This window comes from Aureibaculum koreense, from assembly GCF_034296135.1.
Taxonomy (GTDB): Bacteria; Bacteroidota; Bacteroidia; order Flavobacteriales; family Flavobacteriaceae; genus Aureibaculum.
The window spans coordinates 1-20,003 of record NZ_JAXKVV010000033.1 but is presented as its reverse complement, the minus strand read 5'-3'; the positions used below and the strand labels follow the sequence as shown (position 1 = coordinate 20,003).

Below are 20,003 nucleotides of genomic sequence, written 5' to 3'. Positions count from 1 at the left end.
TTAAGTAATGATGTGTAAATATACGTAAACAAAAGGTGCAGCAAAAATAATACTATCCAATCTATCCAAAAAACCGCCATGCCCTGGTATAAAATTACTACTGTCTTTTAAACCTGCTTCCCGTTTAAATTTAGATTCGATTAAATCTCCCAGTAGACCAAATCCAAACACTATAAATGCTATGATTATCCAATGCAATAAATCAATTTCTGTTAAATATAATGAGATGACATAACCTCCTGTTAAAGCAGCCACTAATCCTCCCAAAGCCCCTTCAACGGTTTTATTCGGTGACACTTTTTCGTAAAGTTTTGTCTTGCCTATTTGACTGCCGACTATGTATGCAAATGTATCGCTCACCCAAATTAATATAAAAATACTAATGATGATTTTTGGATGATAGTTGCCGTCAATAAAAGGTATTTGTATGAGCATTGCAAACGGAAGTGCAATATATGCCAATGCTAAGAAGTAGTGCCCTAGCTTACTAGAAGTTAAGGTGATTTTAGATTTAAACAGTTGATAGATTACAGGGATAAACAAACTTATAATAAGCAAAAAATGTAAGTACTTAAAGTCTAAAAGCGGTATGTCTATAAAGTTGACATAAATTAATGTGGCGACAACAAATGTCCATTTGTAGCTAAGCTTTATAATATTTTTAAATTCATAAAGACACAACATCATTATAAAATAAAAAACCACATAAAAGGATTCTTTGGCATAAAGTATACTGCCAATAATTACAGCTACATAAATAATACCCGATAAAGCCCTGATAAGGATTTCTCGCATTTTACAAATCTTCTAATAACAGCAAATATAAGTTTTTTGCATTATTGTTACCGAAGCTTAAAAAATCATCATCCACTTTTTCTGGCACATAACTTTTTATAGAACTAATGTTTGTAGGAAAGTTCTTTTGGTAAGTTTGCCTTATACCCATCAACCCTTCGCTTTTATCTTTTACCATTTGACTGGTTTTTGCAAAAACAATAAAGTAATCTGGCAGTTCGGCAATTTTATGATAGTGTACTTGTTCCGAAGAAAACAATATACTTCCCTCATCTGCGAGCAAATGTTCACAATACGTAAAAAATGGGTATTGTTTACTGATAGTAGAGGTACTGTCACTATCTACAATAGTCAGAATTTTATTTAGGTCGTTATTAAAGCAAACAACTTTTTCCCAATTGTTTTCTTTAATAATATTGGACAAATTCTGATTAACCTCCTCTTGGTTTGTACAGTATAAAAACTTACCGCCTTTATCTATAAAATTTTGAACAAAAGTTTCATCTAAAGAAGACATTTCTAAAACAGATGTTTTAATATTGGTTTTAGTAGGTTCTTCTTCTGGGGCTGTGCTAAAAATTTTCTTAAAAAGGTTCATGTTGTATGAGAGTTTCTCAAAAATATATATTTAAGAAACGATTAGGCTAATTCTGTTGAAATCTCGCCCTCATTGTTCACATCTTTTTTATCTTTAATGTCTTCTGCCGTTACATCTATTATTTTTTCTTCAGGCTTTTTATCCTCTTTCTTTACAGCCAAAGGTTCTTTTACAAAAGGTCTTTCGCCAAATATTTTTACCAAATCATCGCTAAAAATAACCTCTTTTTCCAACAAAAGTTCTGCTAATGTTGTCAATTCCTTTTTGTGCTCTGTGAGAATCTTAATAGCTCTCTTATACTGCGTTTCAATTAATTCAGAAATCTCTTTATCAATTAGTTTTGCTGTTTCTTCACTATAAGGTTTTGAAAAATTATAGTCAGATTGCCCTGAAGAATCGTAATAGGTAATATTCCCTAATTTATCGCTCAATCCGTAAATGGTAATCATGGCACGAGCTTGTTTGGTGATTTTTTCAAGATCGCTCAATGCTCCGGTAGAAATTTTTCCAAAAATTAATTTTTCCGCAGCTCTACCACCTAAGGCAGCACACATTTCATCAAGCATTTGCTCTGTTTGAACAATCATGCGTTCTTCGGGCAAATACCAAGCTGCACCCAGTGATTGACCTCTAGGCACTATGGTAACTTTTACCAATGGGGCAGCATGCTCCAAGGTCCAACTTACCGTGGCGTGACCAGCCTCGTGAAAAGCAATGGTTCGTTTTTCTTTTTGTGTTATAATTTTATTTTTCTTTTCTAAACCACCCACAATTCTATCAACGGCATCTAGGAAATCTTGGTGGTGTACCGCTTTTTTGTTCTGTCTGGCGGCTACTAAAGCAGCTTCATTACAAACATTGGCAATATCTGCACCTGAAAAACCAGGTGTTTGTTTAGCTAAAAATTCTATATCAACATCTTTAGCCATCTTCAAAGGTCTAATATGAACCTCAAAGATTTCTTTACGCTCGTTCATGTCAGGTAAATCTACATAAATTTGTCTGTCAAATCTACCGGCACGCATTAAGGCTTTATCTAAAACATCAGCTCGGTTGGTAGCCGCTAAGACGATTACATTCGTATCTGTACCAAAACCGTCCATCTCTGTCAGTAACTGATTCAATGTGTTTTCACGTTCGTCATTACCACCAGTAAAATTATTTTTTCCTCTAGCTCTACCTATGGCATCAATTTCATCTATAAAAATTATTGATGGTGATTTCTGTGCTGCTTGTTTAAACAAATCTCTAACACGAGAAGCACCTACACCCACAAACATTTCCACAAAATCTGAACCAGACAACGAAAAGAACGGTACCTTAGCTTCACCTGCAACAGCTTTGGCTAACAATGTTTTGCCTGTTCCCGGAGGACCTACTAATAAAGCTCCTTTCGGAATTTTACCCCCTAATTTAGTATATTTATCAGGATTTTTTAGAAAATCGACTATTTCTTGAACTTCTTCTTTTGCACCTTCCAATCCAGCTACATCTTTAAATGAAGTTTGTACTTTTTGATCTTGATCAAATAATTTTGCTTTGGATTTCCCAATATTAAAAATTTGACCTCCAGGTCCACCACCACCGCCTGAACCTGACATACGTCTCATAATAAAAATCCAAATGGCAATGATAAAAATAAATGGCAACCACATAAAAATACCATCCCAAATACTGGTTTCGGTTGTGTTATTGGTGTCAAAATCTAGATTATATTCTGCTTTATGGCTACTTAGGTCTTTTTCAAAATTCTGTAAATCACCAAAGTCAAAAACATATAACGGATCCTTTGGGTTATAAAAGGGACTTTTTGTTTTTTCTTTATATTTTTCTTTTTGTAAAGCTTCTTCTTTAATAAATACCTGTGCAACATCATTATTTACGATTACAACTTTTTTAACATCATTTTCCTTTAATATTTCATTAAATTCATTTTCGGTTAATTTGCTTGTAGCCAATTCGGAACTGTTAAAGAATTGATATCCGATTATTAATGCAAACAAAATACCATAAATCCAATAAAAATTGAATTTAAATTTAAACTCCTTGAAAGGCTTATTGTTATTTTTTTTGTTATTATCCTTGCTCATTGATGTGTTCTAAAATTGTTATTGTTTTAAAATTAAGCCCCTATCGTGGTAATTTTGGCATCTCCCCACAAGCTCTCTATGTCATAAAATTCTCTAATGTGTTTCTGAAAAACATGAACTACAACATTTATATAGTCCAATAAAATCCATTCGGCATTGTTTTCACCTTCTACGTGCCATGGATTTTCTTTTAACGCTTTGCTTACTGTTTTTTGTACCGCACCCGAAATGGCGTTTACCTGAGTGTTTGAATTTCCTTCGCAAACTATAAAATAGTCACAAACTGTATTTTCAATATCCCTTAGGTCCAGAATGTTAATATTCAAACCTTTAACTTTATCTATGCCATTTATTATTTCAGAAATTAACTGATCTGTACTTACTTCGTTTTTCGCCATTAACTGCCTTTATAATTTGTTGCAAATGTATTAATTTTATCATTAGTGATGAACTCATCTGAACATTTTGTTTTTATCATAAAATGATAAGTTCATATCGTTATATTTGCATTTATATATGAAGATAGTCAAACTTAATGCCATAGATTCTACAAATGCCTATTTGCGAGATTTAATAAAGCAAACTGATGTGAAAAATGCAACTGTGGTTATTGCCGAAGAGCAGACAAAAGGGAAGGGGCAGGGTGACAATAAATGGGCTTCTGAAAAAGGTAAAAACCTAACTTTTAGCGTATTGGTCAAGTTCGATAACTTAAATGTAGCACATCAGCACATGTTAAACTATAGTATTTCTATTGCAATTTATAACGTTTTGAGGTATTATATACCCAATAAATTATCGGTAAAATGGCCTAACGACATTTTGTCAGCAAGTAAGAAGATTTGCGGTATTTTAATTGAATGTGTTCTAAAAAATTCAAACGTTAACTATGCTATTGTGGGAGTAGGTTTAAATGTAAATCAGGTAAAATTTGATAAACATTTAACAAAGGCTACATCTTTGAAAAAGATATTAAATAAAACGATAGATAAGGAAGAATTGTTAGAAAAAATATTATTGGAAATTCAATTTCAAATCATTGCATTAAGAAAGCAAGAGTTTAAGAAAATTAAGGAGCGGTACGAAGCTGTTTTGTATAAAAAAGGAATTCCTTCTATGTTTAAAGGACTTGATAAAAAGGAATTTTTAGGTAAAATTATAGGTACCTCAATGATGGGCAATTTGGTTGTTGAACTAGAAGACGAAAGCCTAAAAGAATTTGGACAAAAAGAAATTAAATTTATTTAAAGTTTTGCAATATTTTCAGTCAACGTACTGATAAATTTTTGGATTGGATTTTTAATCATCATTGCCATCATTGGGTTAAATTTTCCATCAAATACTAATTGTACTTCACAAAAGTTCCCCTCTTGAGAGGGGTTAGGGGTGTGTTTTTCAATGTTTCCGGTTAACGTAAAAGGAAATTTATCGCTAGTTGAGCCCAATACAACTTTATTATTTGCAATTTTTTCTCGTAGCTTTAATCGTATTTCTGGCATACCCTTCAGAGCAAACAAAAAAGAGTCTTCACCAACTTCAAACTTATCGGTATTCTCTGGCATAATTTGTTCATAATTTTCAACTTTGGTCAAAAATTCAAACATTTCTTCTTGAGACTTTTTTACAATTACTTTATCTGTTTCTAAATTCATATTGGGGTGTTTCGGATTTTTTAGTCTTGTGTTATATTTTTTTTAAAGTTGACTGCCCACTGAATACTGCCTACTGAATACTGCCAACTATCCTTCCCATTCACTAGGCATCATTCTCCATTTCTGCAAAGTGAACTGATCTTCTTCGGGTACGTATTCTCTCGCTACGGCTTGTTCTATTAACGTGTCGTAATCGCTTATGGTAGTTAATTCTACATTTGCTTTTTTAAAATTTTCAACGGCAATATCAAAACCATAAGTAAAAATAGCAACCATTCCCTTTACGTTAATATCTTGGTCTCGCAAAGCTTCAACCGCTTTTAAGCTACTGCCACCTGTACTTATTAAATCTTCAACCACAACAACGGGCTGATGTTTTTCTATTTGTCCTTCTATTTGATTTTGTCTGCCGTGTTTTTTCGGTTCTGGACGCACATATATAAAAGGTAACCCCAATTCTTGTGCCACTAGTGCCCCTATGGCAATTGCCCCAGTGGCAACCCCAGCAATGGCATCGGGTTTACCATATTTTTGATCTATTATTTTTGAAAGAATTTCTCTTATAAAAGTCCGAACTTGTACATGGGATAATGCAATTCGATTATCGCAATAAATAGGAGATTTCCATCCAGATGCCCAAGTAAAGGGATTTTTTGGACTCAGTTTAATTGCCTTAATTTGTAAAAGGAACTCAGCGGTTTCTTTTGCTTTGTTTTTCTCAAAAATCATAAGAGCAAATCTAAACAATTATTTTAATAATGAAGTCCGTATTTTTCAACAATCAACCTATTTACCTGGTTACAGATTTAAAGTTTGAATCTGACAAACACTTCCACCATATAAATGAAGTTGATTTAATATCACTTTTAAAAAAAAATGAAGAAGGATTTACGGATACAATTTATCTCTATAATGAAAATGCCGATTTTCTATGGCAATCTTTTTCAAATCAATTTAAAATTATTGAAGCTGCTGGGGGTAAAGTTTTCAGTGAAAACAATAAAATACTTTTTATTTACAGAAATGATAAATGGGACTTGCCCAAAGGTAAAATTGAAAAAGGAGAATCAGCTAAAGAGGGGGCTATTAGAGAAGTAGAAGAGGAGACGGGAATTGAAAATCTAACTATTAAAGAGCCTTTAGAAACAACTTACCATATTTACAAGCACAAAGAAAAATACGTACTTAAAATTTCCTACTGGTTTAAAATGACTTCGGATTTTAAAGGAAAACTTTTACCGCAAGAAGAAGAAGGCATTACAAAAGTAGAATGGTTTGCGGAGTCTGAAATTGTAAAGGCTTTAGAAAACACCTATGCAAATATTAAATTGTTGTTTTGAGTTTTTTAAATTGCGTCAGTTCGAGTTAAATTCTGAAAGAATTTAGTATCGAGAACCAACAATGAGTAAAAAACTATTCTCGATACAATTTTCTATAAAAATTTACTCGAATTGACGTTTTTTTACCTCAAGTCTAAAACCTATATACAGGGTAAACCATATGAGCCTTCTCATAATAATCACTTTGTTTGTGAATCCAATCTAATTGAGCATACCAATTATTGGCAAAATCCTTATCATTTGTTTTTTTATTTTCAAACGCTTTCTTTAACTCTAAATTTTTATCTAAAATCTTCTTTGCCAAATCTTCCCAAACATAAGGAGAAAACCCTTCTTTTTGTTGTAAAATGGTATCAAAAAAATTCCAGTTAAAAAAAGAATCAGGAGCTTGGGGCTCCAAGGTTTCCAATAAATATCTGATGCCCGGTTGTGCTGTTTTGATGATTAAGTCGCCTGCCCTAAAATTCATTTCTTTTTGTTGAGATTCAACTTTGGTGTTATAATGCGGGTAGTGACCTTCGTATGCCGACTTCCTTGTTTGGTAATCAGTAATTTTATAAACCTCAACCGAAAAAACGGTATCGTTTTGGATAGGCTTCATTTCAATCTCGTTGAGTTTCAACAACTCAATTATATTATGCCAACCTCGCGGAATTACATAACCTTTTGGGATTTTAACTTCAACGGTCGGTTTAAAATAATTTAGATATTCAACCTCTTTAGTAAATGGTTTCGTTCTATTGTATTTTAATCTAGGTTTTCCGGTAATTTCGCTAGCAATCATTTCCCCTTCAAATCCTTTAAAGTTTAAGGTGGTGGATTTTGTAGTATCAATTTCCCAATCCAAAGGGTAGGTTTTTTGGTTCAATATTGATGTATGATAATTTTTTCTGAGGTTTAAGATAGAATCCGCATCATCATCCATAATTTCAATCATACATACCATCAATTCGTAAGTACCTTCTACTCTTTGTTTGTAAGGTTTTAACATGTGGGTTTCAACCATCATCCCCAAGGTGTTAAAAAGCGTAGTATAACCTGTAGAATACCGTGGATAATCCATAAATTGAGAAAAACCTTTATCTGGTGTACTGTTAAATACATTTACATAAGGGGTAATATCCCATTTTTTTTGAGAAAGCTTTTTTTCCAGTTCGGGCATCATTTCTGCGTGAATATAATCACCCAAACTGCCGCCCAATTTGTTATGCTGGGTAAATAAATGCGTCAAAGTATATTGATAATCTGCACCGTTACTGACGTGATTATCGATAAAAACATCAGGTTGTACTAAATGAAAAATTTTGGCAAAAGTTCTAGCATTTTTGGTATCGCATTTTATAAAATCTCGGTTGAGGTCATAATTACGAGCGTTTCCTCTAAACCCGTAAGATTTTGGGCCATTCTGATTAGTTCTGCTATGTGAATTCCTGTTTAAACAACCGCCTACATTATAAATAGGGATTGCTACCAATACCACATTTTTGGGCGGCTGAACTTTTCCCTGAGCGATGTCTCTAAATAACATCATGGTGGCATCAATGCCATCACTTTCTCCCGGATGGATGCCGTTGTTAATCAACAAAACGGTTTTGTGCTGCTTTATTTTAGAAAAGTCAAATTCGGTATCGGGATTCAAAACCACAATATGCAAAGGTTTTCCAGAATCGGCTTCGCCAATTTCTTGAAGTTGAATTTCAGAATAAGTATTGGCTAAATCTGTATAAAACTGAACTGTCTGTTGGTAAGTAGCGGTTTCCGTACCATTGCTTTCTTCAAAAATGGTTGTGAAATCACTACTTGTTTGACTAACAAGCAATAAGGGGGTGAGAATCAATAAAAAAAGAAGAAAGGTTTTTCTCATTATTTTAGTTTTAAAGTTCAAACTTAATGAAAATATCACTATATCACCTTGTCTTTCTTTAGATTAACTGTATTTTTGCCGCTTCAAAATTGAACCCATGACAGAATTTATTAGAAAGAGAGCAGCAAATGCGAAGAACGACATTTTAAGCGGACTTACCGTAGCGTTGGCGTTAGTGCCAGAGGCAGTTGCCTTTGCTTTTGTAGCAGGTGTTGATCCGTTGGTTGGTTTGTATGCTGCATTTATGATTGGATTAATAACGGCTGTTTTTGGTGGTAGACCTGGAATGATTTCTGGTGCTACAGGTGCCTTGGCGGTGGTTATGGTAACGTTGGTTGCTAAGGGAAATGCTATGGGCAGTCCTAATGAGGAATTAGGCTTGTACTATCTTTTTGCAACTGTTGTTTTAATGGGAATTATACAAATGCTGGCAGGTATTTTTAAGTTGGGAAAGTTTGTAAGATTGATTCCCCACCCTGTAATGATGGGCTTTGTAAACGGTTTGGCAATTGTAATTTTCCTATCCCAACTAGGCATGTTTAAGGAAAATGTTAAGGACGCATACGGTAATAATAAGATTAAAACAGAGTCGGTCGATAAAATTATGGATATCGCAGACAATAAAGTCTATGATGTAGATTCTGGTAAACTGTTATTTATCAAAGAAAATAATCAATTGTTGGATGCCGATACCAATGAAATAAGATACGACATTAACGATGGGCAAGTATTTAACATCAACAATAAAGAGGTTCAATTTAATATTGAACAAGCAGGAATATATGCTGTTGCTAAAAAAGGAAATGCCAAACAATGGTTACCTACTAATGAACTACTATTAATGGCAGGTTTGGTTTTATTAACCATGTTATTGATGTTCGGGTTACCAAAAATTTCTAAAAAAATACCCGATGGTTTGGTGGCTATTTTAGTGGTTTCAGCTATTGCTATTTTCGGAAATTTAGACGTAGCTACTGTTGGTAGTTTTATTGCCGATGGAGGAGGAGATGGACTGAAAGGTGGCTTACCTCAATTTCAATTCGATATTTTCGAAAAAGTGCCATTTACATGGGAAACCTTAAAATTCATTGGGCCTTACGCCCTGATTTTAGCAGCTATTGGTTTGATAGAATCTTTAATGACGTTAAACTTAATAGACGAACTTACCGAAACCAGAGGAAACTCAAATCGTGAATGTTTAGCTCAAGGTGGAGCAAATATTGTAACCGGATTTTTTGGTGGTATGGGCGGTTGTGCTATGATTGGTCAATCTATCATCAATATAAAAGGTGGAGGTAGAGGAAGATTATCGGGTATTGTAGCGGCATTGGCATTGCTAGGTTTTATTTTATTTGCTTCGGGCTTAATAGAGCAAGTGCCTATTGCGGCTTTGGTCGGGGTAATGTTTATGGTGGTTATCGGAACGTTTGCTTGGTCTAGTTTTAGGATTATGAACAAAATACCGGTTAGCGATTTAATTGTGTTGGTATTGGTTTCAACATTAACTGTGATTTTCGATTTGGCCATAGCCGTAATTGCTGGTGTAATTGTAAGTGCCTTGGTCTTCTCTTGGGAAAACGCCAAACGCATCCGTGCCAGAAAGCGTATGCGTGAAGATGGTACTAAAATCTATGAAATTTGGGGACCTTTGTTTTTTGGTAGCATACAAGAATTCAACAATAAGTTCGATGTAAAAAACGATCCTGATAAAGTGGAAATCGACTTTGTGGAATCTCGTATAAGCGACCATTCCGCATTAGAAGCTGTGTTCAATTTGGTTCATAAATACGAAGATGCCGGTAAACAAATCAAATTAAAGCATTTAAGCGAAGATTGTAAAGAATTATTCTATAAAGCGAGTCCAAAATTCCGCGAAGTAATTATAGAAGATATTGACGACCCACGTTACCATTTAGCGGCAGATCCTGAAAAATTTACCAAAGGATTAGGAGAGTATAAGGGGTTGTAGGGATTTTGGAGGCCTCGTTTAACGTATTTGTATATGGTTTGTTGCGTGGTTAAGCAACTAAGTTAACAAATAAAAACCGAATAGAAAATCCGCGAGGATTTTCGTAAGTAGGCTAGAACCAAGCAATAAATTATATACGGCTTAAGTTTGTTTTTTATTCAGTTTATGATTTGAAATCTTTCCAAATCGTATTTAATTCAGTTACTTCTTTTTCGGTCAAATGGTTTTCAAATAATTCACAGTTTGCAAAATATGCCATACATTCTCCAAACTTTAAATATTGACTTTTAGGAATATTCTTTTTCGCTAAACACTTTTTTAAAATTCCAATTCGTTTTTTCTCATCTTCGACAATTATTTCGCCAATTTTTTTTATTTCCAAATCCGAATATTCATTCTGTATGGATTTAAGTGATTTTAAGGAATTCCAATATTTTCTTGCTCCAATTCCTTGTTCCACATTTCGAAATCTGTTTTTAGATAAAGCGAACTTTAAAGGTTCTTTTCTCTCAAGATTTAATTTTTCGTTTTTAACTTCAGTCCAAAATTTTTCAGTATCAACGCTTATTGTTTCATTCCAATAAGTAAGCAAATCATTTCTCAAAGATTTGATTTGGTAAGAATTGATATTTTCAATTTTTAGACATTCCTTTATGAACTTTGAAAGTTCCAGAAAATGTGATTTTGTGTCATTGTCAATTGATATCTCCACAGTTTTTTCGTGAATTTCAACAGCTTTTAAAACTTGTTCGATATTTTCCTTTTTTGTCAATCTCACGTTTTTCTCAAATGGCACACAACGGTTTAGTAAAAAATCGTTTCAATGTTTTTTAATTGATGTTACCTGCCTGTCGGCAGACAGGAACGAAGGTCGTCATTTTTCCAAATAAAGTCAATGTATTTACATTCAATTTATTAACAAATACAGTTGGGTTATAACCCCAACTTATCCATTTTTGCTTTTTCATATTGGCTATCTTCGGCAGGGTAGTTTAATATATTTTCAAATTTACCGGAATCTTTTGCTAAAGACCAAATCAGGCTTTCGCCAGCACTTTTTGGGGTTTTATCAAAAATTGGGTCTTTAAAAGCATCATCGGCATCTAATAATTCCCAACCTTTTTCTTTAAAGTGGGCAATTAAATCATCTAAAAACAACGCAGCCGCCAAATTATGATGTAACAATAAAGTATGCTTAATATGTCTACCTGTTAATTGATAGGATAGTTTTTCGTAATACTCCGACTTTTCAAACAGATGGTTTACATAATATTCTTTAAAACCTTCAATGTCCGCATCAGGATTTTCTTTTAAACGCTCTACCAATCGGCTATCCACATACCAGTCAGAAGCATCAATAGTAACATATCCATTCTTGTAGTCCTGTGCTATTAAAAACTTTCTTATACTATCAATTTTAGCTTGTGTGTTCCCCTCTTTTAAATACGGAAATCGGAATAGTTTTATATAGTTGTTGTACTTTTTAATAATAGCATCCGTCTTAATAATTTCTTTTGAAAAATCATCAAAACTAACGGCTTCGTTATTGTAATTGGGATGTGTATACGTGTGATTTGCAATCTTGTGGCCTCTATCGCTCCAACTTTTTAACAAAAACTTCCCTTTGGTATCGGTTTTATTGCGACCCGTTACAAAGAACACCGCTTTAAGATTGGCATCCTCTAAATTATCGAGCAACATTTTGTTCCATTCTTCAAAAGTATAACCCGGTCTATCCGCTTTAGAGCCGTCATCAAAAGTAAAACTAACTTTTGGCTGGGCAAATAACATAAAGGAACTGATAAAAAAGAGGAATAAAAACTTATTTTTCATTGCGTAATTTCTGACGAACTGCTAAATTAGGGATTTTAATAATATTCTCAGTTCAAAAAACGTCAATTCGAGACCTTAATATAAATTTATAGAGATGAATGGATTGACAAAGGGAAGTGTGAAAAGTCCTCCCCTTTTTTTAAGGGAGAGCCTGTGCCGAACTTGATTCGGTATGCCCAAACGGCATTTCAAATTTTCAGAAAATGGTTACGGGCGGAGGGGTTTATGCGATTATTAAAAACCTGAATATTAACAATTTAACTAAAAACGTCAATTCGTATGCTTTTTCGAAAAAAAGAGTATCAAGAATAGATTTTGAAAAAAGATTATTAAATTCAATTATTGAACTATGCAAACATTCCAAAAAGAAATAAAACTACCACCACAAAAAAGAGGTTTCTATTTAATTACTAATATAATTCTACAAAATATTCCCGAGATTAAAGCCATAAATAGCGGCATGCTACAAGTATTTATAAAGCACACTTCTGCCAGCTTAACCATTAATGAAAACGCTGACCCAACGGTCAGACAAGATTTTGAAAGTCATTTTAACGAAATGGTGCCAGAAGATGCTCCTTATTATATCCATACTTACGAAGGTCCGGATGATATGCCAGCACATATAAAATCTTCGTTATTAGGAGCTTCCGTGCAAATTCCAATAACCAACGGAAAATTAAATTTAGGAATTTGGCAAGGTATTTATCTTTGCGAACATCGAAACCATGCTACTTCTAGGTCTGTAATAATAACAGCTTTTGGCAATTGATTTATTATACTTTTAGATCCTCCCCTTTTTTAAGGGGAGGTGTCCTTATGTTATTATTATCGTTTCGGATGAACATAATGGACGGAGGGGTTAAAAGTTTTGTCATTAGGAGCAAAACGAAATGTTGTGGATCAATTACAATTTCTCATATAATGTAGCAATCTTTTGAATGTTTCTTCCCAACAATTTTATTTCAGCTTCGCCTCCAACAATTTTTCTAACACCATCTCCACCCCATGTTCATTATTGGTTTTAGTCGCATAATTTGCAGTTTTTTTTACGTTTGGGTGGGCATTTTCCATGGCAAAACTGAAATCTGCCATAGCTAGCATTTCCAAGTCATTGTTATAATCGCCAAAAACCATGGTTTCCGCTTGGCTAATGCCCATATTTTGTTGCAGTTGCTGTAATGCGTAACCTTTATTGGCATTGTTGTGAGATATGTCCAACCAATTTTGCCCTGAAATTTTTATTTTCATCTCATTTTCTAAATGTTTTACTCCAGGAAATAAATATTTTTCGGAAGATTCAAAATGATATACCGCAATTTTCAAAATAGGATCATGGGTTACTTCGTTAAGATCTTTAACTATTTTATATTTGCTGTAATACTCGTCAAATAAGGAAATAAAGTCTTGGTCATCGGTTTCTATATAAGCACTTTCTTTACCACATAGCACCGCGTAACCACCGTTTAGTTTACGAATTAAAGGAATTAGTTGTTGTATTTTTTCCATGCCTAAATCGGTAAACAAAAGTTCTTTGTTTCCTTGCCTAGTAATACCACCATTTTCAGCAACAATGGTAATATCGTTTAGTATAGATTCAAATTTAGAACTCATACTGTGGTATTGTCTTCCACTAGCGGCAACAAAATGAACATGATTTTTAAGTTCGTCAAAAAGTTCAAAAAAACGATCACTAACCATATGCTTGGAATTTAGTAGCGTTCCGTCGAGATCGGTAACTACTAATTTTACTTTAGATAAGTCCATTGAGTAATTTTAAGATGCAAACATAATATTATCTAAGTAAATTAAAGCTTATAAATAGATTGATTTTAAAATAACCCGTTGTGCATTTTGAATCAAAACAGTATCAAAATGTCGGTTCGAGTGATTTTGAGGGACGAAAAATCGTATCGAGAACTAATTAACAAGCCAAAATTCTTATTCTCGATATAAATTTTACTCATTTCAGTCGTAAAATTCACTCGAATTGACAGAGTTTTATCAAAACACACGATAAGTTAAAATAGAGTAAATTCTAACAGGATTTTATTTTTTAATAAAAGCAACCACTGCATCTGAGACATCATCACCAATTATTTTTAAATAATAGATACCATCTTCTAATTCAGAAACATCAATTCGATCCGTATAGGATTTTGTGAACACACTCTGTCCCAGTACATTATAAATAACAATCTCTTTTATGATTGCCTCAGTTTTAATGGTTAAATAATTTGATGCAGGATTTGGATAAACGCTGAAATTTTTTATAGAAGTATCACTTAAAGATAAGGTGGCTCCCGATTCATACGCACCAATATCTATGACCCCAATATTTGTTCTAGTAGCTACATTATTAGGATGCACATAGTGTTGATTAGGAATCAACGAGTTTCCTAAAAAAGGATCTATTGATAAACCTGCATTTACAGCGGGTGAATTTGACTCAATTCGATAGTCATAATTTGATTCATTCACAAAAAGCACGCTGTTAATATTCGATTCCGCCAAGTTATTAGTCATTAAAGTTGCCGTTCCAGAAAGTAGCGTTCCAGAACCTGCAAAGATATTGTTATGAATTGCAGAACTGTTAGTACCACTCTGTATACTAATAAAAATACATGATGCCACACGTTTATTGACCATAGTATTGTTAATTACGAGTAAATTGTGAGAAATTGGATTCGTCAATCCTTCCAATCCATAACCAATCAAATTATTGTTTTCGGCGTTGGGGCCTTGCATTAAAACATTGCCCATTATTAAGGATAATCCACCGTTGGGAAGATCAATCAATCTACTCGAAAAGCCGGTTTCTTCGTCCATTATCCTATTATATAGTATGTAGTTTTCATTGGCTCTAGACTTTAAATTGTGACCTATTTTGGCATGATGGGAATAATTATACCTAAAAGTTAGCGAATTAACACGACCAATATAAAGATTGTGAGATTGCCCATCACCAAAGCCATTATTTTCAAATTCAGTATGTTCGATTATGATATCACCAGCCCCAGAATTAGCTGTCAAAATACCATTCTCGTTATCGTGAAAGTAACAATTACTAACCGTCATTCCGTCACCATCTAATCTGATGCCAGCTCCATTTTTATCTGGTACGGTCGCTCCGGAAAATTCAATATTCTCAACCGTAATATTATTTCCTGCCAACACCCATATACCCTTACCCCAAATGTTTAAGCCATTTGCCACTAGATGGGGTTTGCCGCCAACACCTCTAATAATTAAATTATTTTTTGACCAAACCGCCAGTGCAGGTTGTCCTTCAAAAGTTTCGGCATCAATTTCAATGATATCACCATCTTGTAATACATTGGCGTTGTATAAATCATTCGGACTTTTGTAGATTCTCGATGAACCAACTTTAAAAGTGGCAGCGTGTAATGATAACCCTAGAGATAGAAATAGAAGTAGTAATTCTTTCATATTGATTTTATTAAATTGAATAATTCCGCTAAAATCAAATTGGGTTGTGATGCCTAAGTTAAGAAAAAACAACAACTTAATAGATTAATTTTTTTAAACGCATGAATTAATTCATTATTTCCAATAACCCAATAACCCAATAACCCAATAACCCAATAACCCAATAACCCAATAACCCAATAACCCAATAACCCAATAACCCAATAACCCAATAACAAAAAAAGACCGCTGAATGGCGGTCTTTTTTCAAGTAAGTAAGAAATTTATTAATTTATTTAACTTTATCTACAACGGCTTTAAAAGCTTCAGGATGATTCATTGCTAAATCAGCCAATACTTTTCTGTTCAACTCAATGTTATTGGCTTTTACTTTGCCCATAAACTGTGAGTAAGACATACCGTGTTGACGTGCACCAGCGTTTATACGCTGAATCCACAATCCTCTAAAGTTACGTTTATTTTTTTTTCTATCACGGTAAGAATAAGACATTGCTTTTTCTACCGCGTTTTTGGCTACTGTATAAACGTTTTTACGTCTTCCAAAATAACCTTTTGCTTGTTTTAATATTTTTTTTCTGCGAGCTCTTTTAGCTACTGAATTTACCGATCTTGGCATAATTTTAATTGTTTTTTGTATCAGGCAGTCTCAATATTGAGACATTTTATAGGCTCTAATACATGGTTAATACTTTGTACTCCGTAGCATTTGCGAAGGAGTATAATTACCTATAAACTTTATTCATTATAATAAAGCCTATTTCAATTTTAACATTTTTAACACGTTCATTTCATCGGCCTTATGTACCAATGCAGAATGTGTTAGTTTTAGCTTACGCTTTTTAGATTTTTTTGTCAATATATGACTCTTAAAAGCATGCTTTCTTTTAATTTTACCTGTACCTGTTAGCTTAAAGCGTTTTTTGGCACTAGATTTCGTTTTCATTTTAGGCATTTTCTCCTACTTTTTATATTTATTCTTACTTACTTTCTTTCTTTTGTCATTCCGAGGCACGAGGAATCTCATCATCGTTTACTCGTATCTTTTTTCGCTTTTCACTCCCTTTCCTGAGGAAAGGGTCGGGGATAGGCTTTTTTACTTTTTCCTGGGTGCAATAAACATCGTCATACGCTTACCTTCCAATCTTGGTAATTGCTCTACTTTTCCATAATCTTCCAGATCTGTCGCCAATCTTAATAATAAAATTTCACCTTGATCTTTATAAACTATTGAACGCCCTTTAAAAAAGACATACGCTTTTAATTTGGCTCCATCTTGTAAAAACTTAATAGCATGTTTCTTTTTGAAATCGTAATCATGGTCATCTGTGTTTGGACCAAAACGAATTTCTTTCATTACAACTTTGCTCGCTTTTGCTTTTAAAGCTTTTTCGCGTTTCTTTTGTTCGTACAAAAACTTCTTATAGTCAATTACTTTACAAACAGGTGGTGATGCGTTTGGCGATATTTCAACAAGATCTAACTCTAACTCTTCTGCAATTTTCTTTGCTTGGGCTAAAGGATATACTCCTATTTCTACATTATCTCCAACTAAACGAACTTCTTGAGCTCGAATGTTGCCGTTTATGCGATGTGCATCTTCTTTTTGTATTCTCCAAGGTTTTCTACCCCCTTTTCTTCGTATTGCTATGGCTGTATAATTTTAATTAAACTTAAACTGTTGTAATGTACTATTTATTTCTTTATTTACCAAAATGGAAAAATCTTCAACGGTTATCTTTCCTAAATCTTCTCCTCCGTGTTTTCTTACCGATATAGTTTCCGTATTTTCTTCATCTTCTCCAACAATAATCATAAACGGAATTTTCGTAACTTCTGCGTCTCTGATTTTTTTGCCGGTCTTTTCATTTCTGTCGTCAATCAGGCCGCGAATTTCGTAATTTTCCAGCAATTGTAAAACTTTTTGGCTATATTTTTCATATTTCTCACTGATTGGCAGTAAAATGACTTGCTCGGGCATTAGCCACAGTGGAAAGTTGCCTCCTGTATGCTCTAATAATAAGGCAATAAACCGTTCCATGGAACCAAAAGGAGCTCTATGAATCATTACGGGTCTATGTAGTTGATTATCAGAGCCTTTATAGGTTAAATCAAAACGTTCAGGCAAAGTATAGTCAACTTGAATAGTACCCAATTGCCATTTTCTGCCTAAGGCATCCTTTACCATAAAGTCTAATTTCGGTCCATAAAAGGCAGCTTCTCCACTTTCAACTACATAAGGTAATCCTTTGTCTTCTGCCGCATTAATTATAGCCTGCTCTGCCTTATCCCAAAGTTCGGGGTCTCCAATGTATTTATCAAGATTTTCCATATCCCTTACCGAAACTTGAGCAGTATAACTATCTAACCCTAAAGAATTTAACACATATAAGGATAAATCAATTACATTTTTAAATTCTTGATCTAATTGCTCAGGCATACAAAAAATATGGGCATCATCTTGAGTAAAACCTCTAACACGGGTCAATCCATGTAGTTCTCCACTTTGCTCATACCTATATACCGTACCAAATTCAGCAAAACGCTTGGGTAAATCCTTATAAGAGTATGGTTTGTTGTTGTAAATTTCGCAATGATGTGGGCAGTTCATTGGTTTTAACAAAAACTCTTCATCTTCTTTAGGTGTATGTATCGGCTGAAAACTATCCTCTCCATACTTAGCATAATGCCCAGAAGTAACATATAGTTCCTTTTGACCAATATGTGGTGTTACCACCATTTCATAACCAGCTTGCTTTTGGGCTTTTTTCAAAAAATTTTCCAAACGCTCACGTAAGGCAGCACCCTTTGGAAGCCATAAAGGCAGTCCTTGCCCCACTTTTTGGGAAAAAGTAAATAATTCGAGTGCTGCACCTAATTTTCTATGGTCTCTTTTTTTAGCCTCTTCTAGTAAATGTAAATATTCAGTCAACTCTTTCTGCTTCGGGAAAGAAATTCCATACACACGAGTCAATTGTTTATTTTTTTCATTACCACGCCAATACGCACCAGCAACACTCATTATCTTTACAGCTTTTATAAATCCAGTATTGGGTATGTGACCACCGCGACATAAATCCGTAAAATCCGCATGGTCGCAAAAAGTAATCTCACCATCGGTTAAATTTTCGATTAATTCAACCTTAAACTCGTTATTTCGCCCATTATAATAAGACAAAGCATCTGCTTTTGAAACTGTACGCAATTTAAATTCAAATTTTTCACGAGCAAATTCGATCATCTTATCCTCAATTTTCTTAAAATCATTATCGGATAAAGTCTCATCGCCAAAATCAACATCATAATAGAAACCATTTTCAATCGCAGGACCTATAGTAAGTTTCGCATTCGGATAAAAATGCAAAATTGCCTGTGCCAAAAGGTGTGCAGAGGAGTGCCAAAATGCTTTCTTCCCCTCAACATCTTTCCATGTATATAAAATCAAAGCTCCGTCTTCGGTAAGTTCAGTTGAAGTTTCAACAGTATTATCATTAAACTTAGCTGAAATAACATTTCTGGCAAAGCCTTCGCTAATATTTTTGGCAACGTCCATAGGAGTGCTATTTTGCTCAACTTCTCTAACCGAACCATCAGGTAACGTAATTTTAATCATAGTTATGGTAAATAAGTTTGCAAAGATATTAGAAAACAAATTCTTGCACAAGAAGCCTTTGTATTATATTGAATTAAATGTTTTGGGCGTTACCCTGTTGTTGTTTAAATCAGAAATTTATTGATAAAAATGTCTGAAACAACAGGGTCAGGCTTTCCGCTTTATCTTTTTATGTTCAAAAGTTTTTTGGTGTTATGTTGCAGATATTAACCGTTCCTAACCGGTACTAATGTAGGCAATTGATAGATGTCCATAAAAAGGATGCCGCTGTAATCCTTAACGCGAACTGCTTTTTAGTTGTATATACTTAACTAAGTAGTTGAATTTTAACACACTAAAAAATATACAAAATATATCTAAAAATAATTGGAATATTAGTTTGTCAGAAACTAAAAAGCATTGTATATTTGCACCCCGCAATTCGGAGAAGGATGTGTTGTTAAGAATTGCATGAAATATTGTTTTTTATAGGAAATAAAAAATTTTCAAAAAAAAGTTTATTTTTCCTTGTCGGGTAAAAAAAAGGTTTTAAATTTGCACCCGCTTACAGAAACAGAAAAAAATATTGAAATAGTGATTTGGTAATTTTATATTGGTTCGATTCCAATACACAAACAAATAATACCTGATAGAGATTAGGTATTTTTTTTCGGAAAAATTTTAAGAATAATTCTGAAAAGTTCATTGAAACTATTGAAAATTGACAGCGTAAAAATAGAGTGGAATTATATGGTTCGGCTTATCTTTTTTTATAAAGGGGTAGGTCACCTAGAATTTTTTTTTGAGAAGCTTTTCGTTTTAA

General features: G+C 33.7%; 19 protein-coding genes. 4 read left to right on the top strand and 15 right to left on the bottom strand.

All coding sequences use genetic code 11. The features are described from left to right. From UMM65_RS16930 to rsfS, 4 genes are read right to left on the bottom strand one after another with little or no spacing between them, the layout of a single operon-like run. Positions 1-795: a phosphatidate cytidylyltransferase gene (locus UMM65_RS16930; RefSeq protein WP_321978270.1), complete on the bottom strand. Its 795-nt coding sequence runs from the start codon at positions 793-795 to the stop codon at positions 1-3. Between the two features lies 1 nt (position 796). Next, positions 797-1,393, bottom strand: coding sequence for a hypothetical protein (locus tag UMM65_RS16925; RefSeq protein WP_321978268.1), 597 nt, complete (start codon positions 1,391-1,393; stop codon positions 797-799). 41 nt (positions 1,394-1,434) lie between these two features. Then, complete coding sequence (gene ftsH, locus UMM65_RS16920; RefSeq protein ID WP_321978266.1) at positions 1,435-3,483, bottom strand: ATP-dependent zinc metalloprotease FtsH; 2,049 nt, start codon at positions 3,481-3,483, stop codon at positions 1,435-1,437. Between the two features lie 32 nt (positions 3,484-3,515). Further along, positions 3,516-3,881: a ribosome silencing factor gene (rsfS, locus tag UMM65_RS16915; protein WP_321978264.1), complete on the bottom strand. Its 366-nt coding sequence runs from the start codon at positions 3,879-3,881 to the stop codon at positions 3,516-3,518. A 118-nt stretch (positions 3,882-3,999) separates the two neighbouring features. Here rsfS and UMM65_RS16910 point away from each other — a divergent pair, with 118 nt between their 5' ends. Further along, positions 4,000-4,731 carry a biotin--[acetyl-CoA-carboxylase] ligase gene (locus UMM65_RS16910; protein WP_321978262.1) on the top strand — a complete coding sequence of 244 codons (732 nt, stop codon included), beginning with the start codon at positions 4,000-4,002 and terminating at the stop codon, positions 4,729-4,731. On the opposite strand, the gene UMM65_RS16905 is transcribed toward UMM65_RS16910, so the two are convergent. Then, on the bottom strand, positions 4,728-5,135 hold the full coding sequence (locus UMM65_RS16905; protein ID WP_321978260.1) for an SRPBCC family protein: 408 nt from the start codon (positions 5,133-5,135) through the stop codon (positions 4,728-4,730). The two genes, UMM65_RS16910 and UMM65_RS16905, sit on opposite strands and share 4 nt — an antisense overlap. A gap of 87 nt (positions 5,136-5,222) precedes the next feature. After that, on the bottom strand, positions 5,223-5,864 hold the full coding sequence (gene pyrE, locus UMM65_RS16900) for an orotate phosphoribosyltransferase (protein WP_321978258.1): 642 nt from the start codon (positions 5,862-5,864) through the stop codon (positions 5,223-5,225). Between the two features lie 29 nt (positions 5,865-5,893). On the opposite strand from pyrE, the gene UMM65_RS16895 reads away from it, so the two are divergent. Then, positions 5,894-6,475 carry an NUDIX hydrolase gene (locus UMM65_RS16895; protein ID WP_321978257.1) on the top strand — a complete coding sequence of 194 codons (582 nt, stop codon included), beginning with the start codon at positions 5,894-5,896 and terminating at the stop codon, positions 6,473-6,475. Positions 6,476-6,608: 133 nt separating this feature from the next. Here the strand turns inward: UMM65_RS16895 and UMM65_RS16890 are convergent, their stop codons facing one another. Continuing rightward, positions 6,609-8,339, bottom strand: a complete 1,731-nt coding sequence (locus UMM65_RS16890; RefSeq protein WP_321978256.1) for a M14 family metallopeptidase — start codon at positions 8,337-8,339, stop codon at positions 6,609-6,611. A gap of 97 nt (positions 8,340-8,436) precedes the next feature. Here UMM65_RS16890 and UMM65_RS16885 point away from each other — a divergent pair, with 97 nt between their 5' ends. Continuing rightward, positions 8,437-10,308, top strand: a complete 1,872-nt coding sequence (locus UMM65_RS16885) for a SulP family inorganic anion transporter (RefSeq protein ID WP_321978255.1) — start codon at positions 8,437-8,439, stop codon at positions 10,306-10,308. 163 nt (positions 10,309-10,471) lie between these two features. Here UMM65_RS16885 and UMM65_RS16880 read toward each other — a convergent pair whose 3' ends face one another. Then, complete coding sequence (locus UMM65_RS16880) at positions 10,472-11,080, bottom strand: hypothetical protein (RefSeq protein WP_321978253.1); 609 nt, start codon at positions 11,078-11,080, stop codon at positions 10,472-10,474. Between the two features lie 161 nt (positions 11,081-11,241). Continuing rightward, on the bottom strand, positions 11,242-12,141 hold the full coding sequence (locus UMM65_RS16875; protein WP_321978252.1) for a polysaccharide deacetylase family protein: 900 nt from the start codon (positions 12,139-12,141) through the stop codon (positions 11,242-11,244). Between the two features lie 349 nt (positions 12,142-12,490). On the opposite strand from UMM65_RS16875, the gene UMM65_RS16870 reads away from it, so the two are divergent. Beyond that, a complete protein-coding gene (locus tag UMM65_RS16870) occupies positions 12,491-12,913 on the top strand; it encodes a secondary thiamine-phosphate synthase enzyme YjbQ (protein WP_321978251.1) in 423 nt (140 codons plus the stop codon). A gap of 188 nt (positions 12,914-13,101) precedes the next feature. Here the strand turns inward: UMM65_RS16870 and UMM65_RS16865 are convergent, their stop codons facing one another. The 6 genes from UMM65_RS16865 to thrS form a co-directional block, all read right to left on the bottom strand. Continuing rightward, a complete protein-coding gene (locus tag UMM65_RS16865; RefSeq protein ID WP_321978250.1) occupies positions 13,102-13,908 on the bottom strand; it encodes an HAD family hydrolase in 807 nt (268 codons plus the stop codon). Positions 13,909-14,190: 282 nt separating this feature from the next. Beyond that, complete coding sequence (locus tag UMM65_RS16860) at positions 14,191-15,591, bottom strand: T9SS type A sorting domain-containing protein (protein ID WP_321978248.1); 1,401 nt, start codon at positions 15,589-15,591, stop codon at positions 14,191-14,193. 271 nt (positions 15,592-15,862) lie between these two features. Beyond that, a complete protein-coding gene (gene rplT, locus UMM65_RS16855) occupies positions 15,863-16,207 on the bottom strand; it encodes a 50S ribosomal protein L20 (RefSeq protein ID WP_321978246.1) in 345 nt (114 codons plus the stop codon). 138 nt (positions 16,208-16,345) lie between these two features. Continuing rightward, positions 16,346-16,543, bottom strand: a complete 198-nt coding sequence (rpmI, locus tag UMM65_RS16850; protein ID WP_321978244.1) for a 50S ribosomal protein L35 — start codon at positions 16,541-16,543, stop codon at positions 16,346-16,348. Between the two features lie 141 nt (positions 16,544-16,684). Beyond that, the gene (gene infC / locus UMM65_RS16845; RefSeq protein WP_321978289.1) at positions 16,685-17,200 is read right to left on the bottom strand and encodes a translation initiation factor IF-3; all 516 of its coding nucleotides are present in this window, start codon (positions 17,198-17,200) and stop codon (positions 16,685-16,687) included. 51 nt (positions 17,201-17,251) lie between these two features. Then, entirely contained in the window at positions 17,252-19,201 is a 1,950-nt protein-coding gene (thrS, locus tag UMM65_RS16840; RefSeq protein ID WP_321978242.1) for a threonine--tRNA ligase, read from the bottom strand. Positions 19,202-20,003 lie beyond the last annotated feature (802 nt).

Excerpts from the sequence above, each read along its gene's own strand:
- UMM65_RS16860 (WP_321978248.1), bottom strand. The coding sequence starts at position 15,591 with ATGAAAGAATTACTACTTCTATTTCTATCTCTAGGGTTATCATTACAC.
- rsfS (WP_321978264.1), bottom strand. The coding sequence starts at position 3,881 with ATGGCGAAAAACGAAGTAAGTACAGATCAGTTAATTTCTGAAATAATA.
- UMM65_RS16905 (WP_321978260.1), bottom strand. The coding sequence starts at position 5,135 with ATGAATTTAGAAACAGATAAAGTAATTGTAAAAAAGTCTCAAGAAGAA.
- UMM65_RS16925 (WP_321978268.1), bottom strand. The coding sequence starts at position 1,393 with ATGAACCTTTTTAAGAAAATTTTTAGCACAGCCCCAGAAGAAGAACCT.
- ftsH (WP_321978266.1), bottom strand. The coding sequence starts at position 3,483 with ATGAGCAAGGATAATAACAAAAAAAATAACAATAAGCCTTTCAAGGAG.
- rpmI (WP_321978244.1), bottom strand. The coding sequence starts at position 16,543 with ATGCCTAAAATGAAAACGAAATCTAGTGCCAAAAAACGCTTTAAGCTA.
- UMM65_RS16875 (WP_321978252.1), bottom strand. The coding sequence starts at position 12,141 with ATGAAAAATAAGTTTTTATTCCTCTTTTTTATCAGTTCCTTTATGTTA.
- UMM65_RS16930 (WP_321978270.1), bottom strand. The coding sequence starts at position 795 with ATGCGAGAAATCCTTATCAGGGCTTTATCGGGTATTATTTATGTAGCT.
- thrS (WP_321978242.1), bottom strand. The coding sequence starts at position 19,201 with ATGATTAAAATTACGTTACCTGATGGTTCGGTTAGAGAAGTTGAGCAA.
- UMM65_RS16910 (WP_321978262.1), top strand. The coding sequence starts at position 4,000 with ATGAAGATAGTCAAACTTAATGCCATAGATTCTACAAATGCCTATTTG.
- UMM65_RS16890 (WP_321978256.1), bottom strand. The coding sequence starts at position 8,339 with ATGAGAAAAACCTTTCTTCTTTTTTTATTGATTCTCACCCCCTTATTG.
- UMM65_RS16865 (WP_321978250.1), bottom strand. The coding sequence starts at position 13,908 with ATGGACTTATCTAAAGTAAAATTAGTAGTTACCGATCTCGACGGAACG.
- pyrE (WP_321978258.1), bottom strand. The coding sequence starts at position 5,864 with ATGATTTTTGAGAAAAACAAAGCAAAAGAAACCGCTGAGTTCCTTTTA.
- UMM65_RS16870 (WP_321978251.1), top strand. The coding sequence starts at position 12,491 with ATGCAAACATTCCAAAAAGAAATAAAACTACCACCACAAAAAAGAGGT.
- UMM65_RS16885 (WP_321978255.1), top strand. The coding sequence starts at position 8,437 with ATGACAGAATTTATTAGAAAGAGAGCAGCAAATGCGAAGAACGACATT.
- UMM65_RS16895 (WP_321978257.1), top strand. The coding sequence starts at position 5,894 with ATGAAGTCCGTATTTTTCAACAATCAACCTATTTACCTGGTTACAGAT.
- rplT (WP_321978246.1), bottom strand. The coding sequence starts at position 16,207 with ATGCCAAGATCGGTAAATTCAGTAGCTAAAAGAGCTCGCAGAAAAAAA.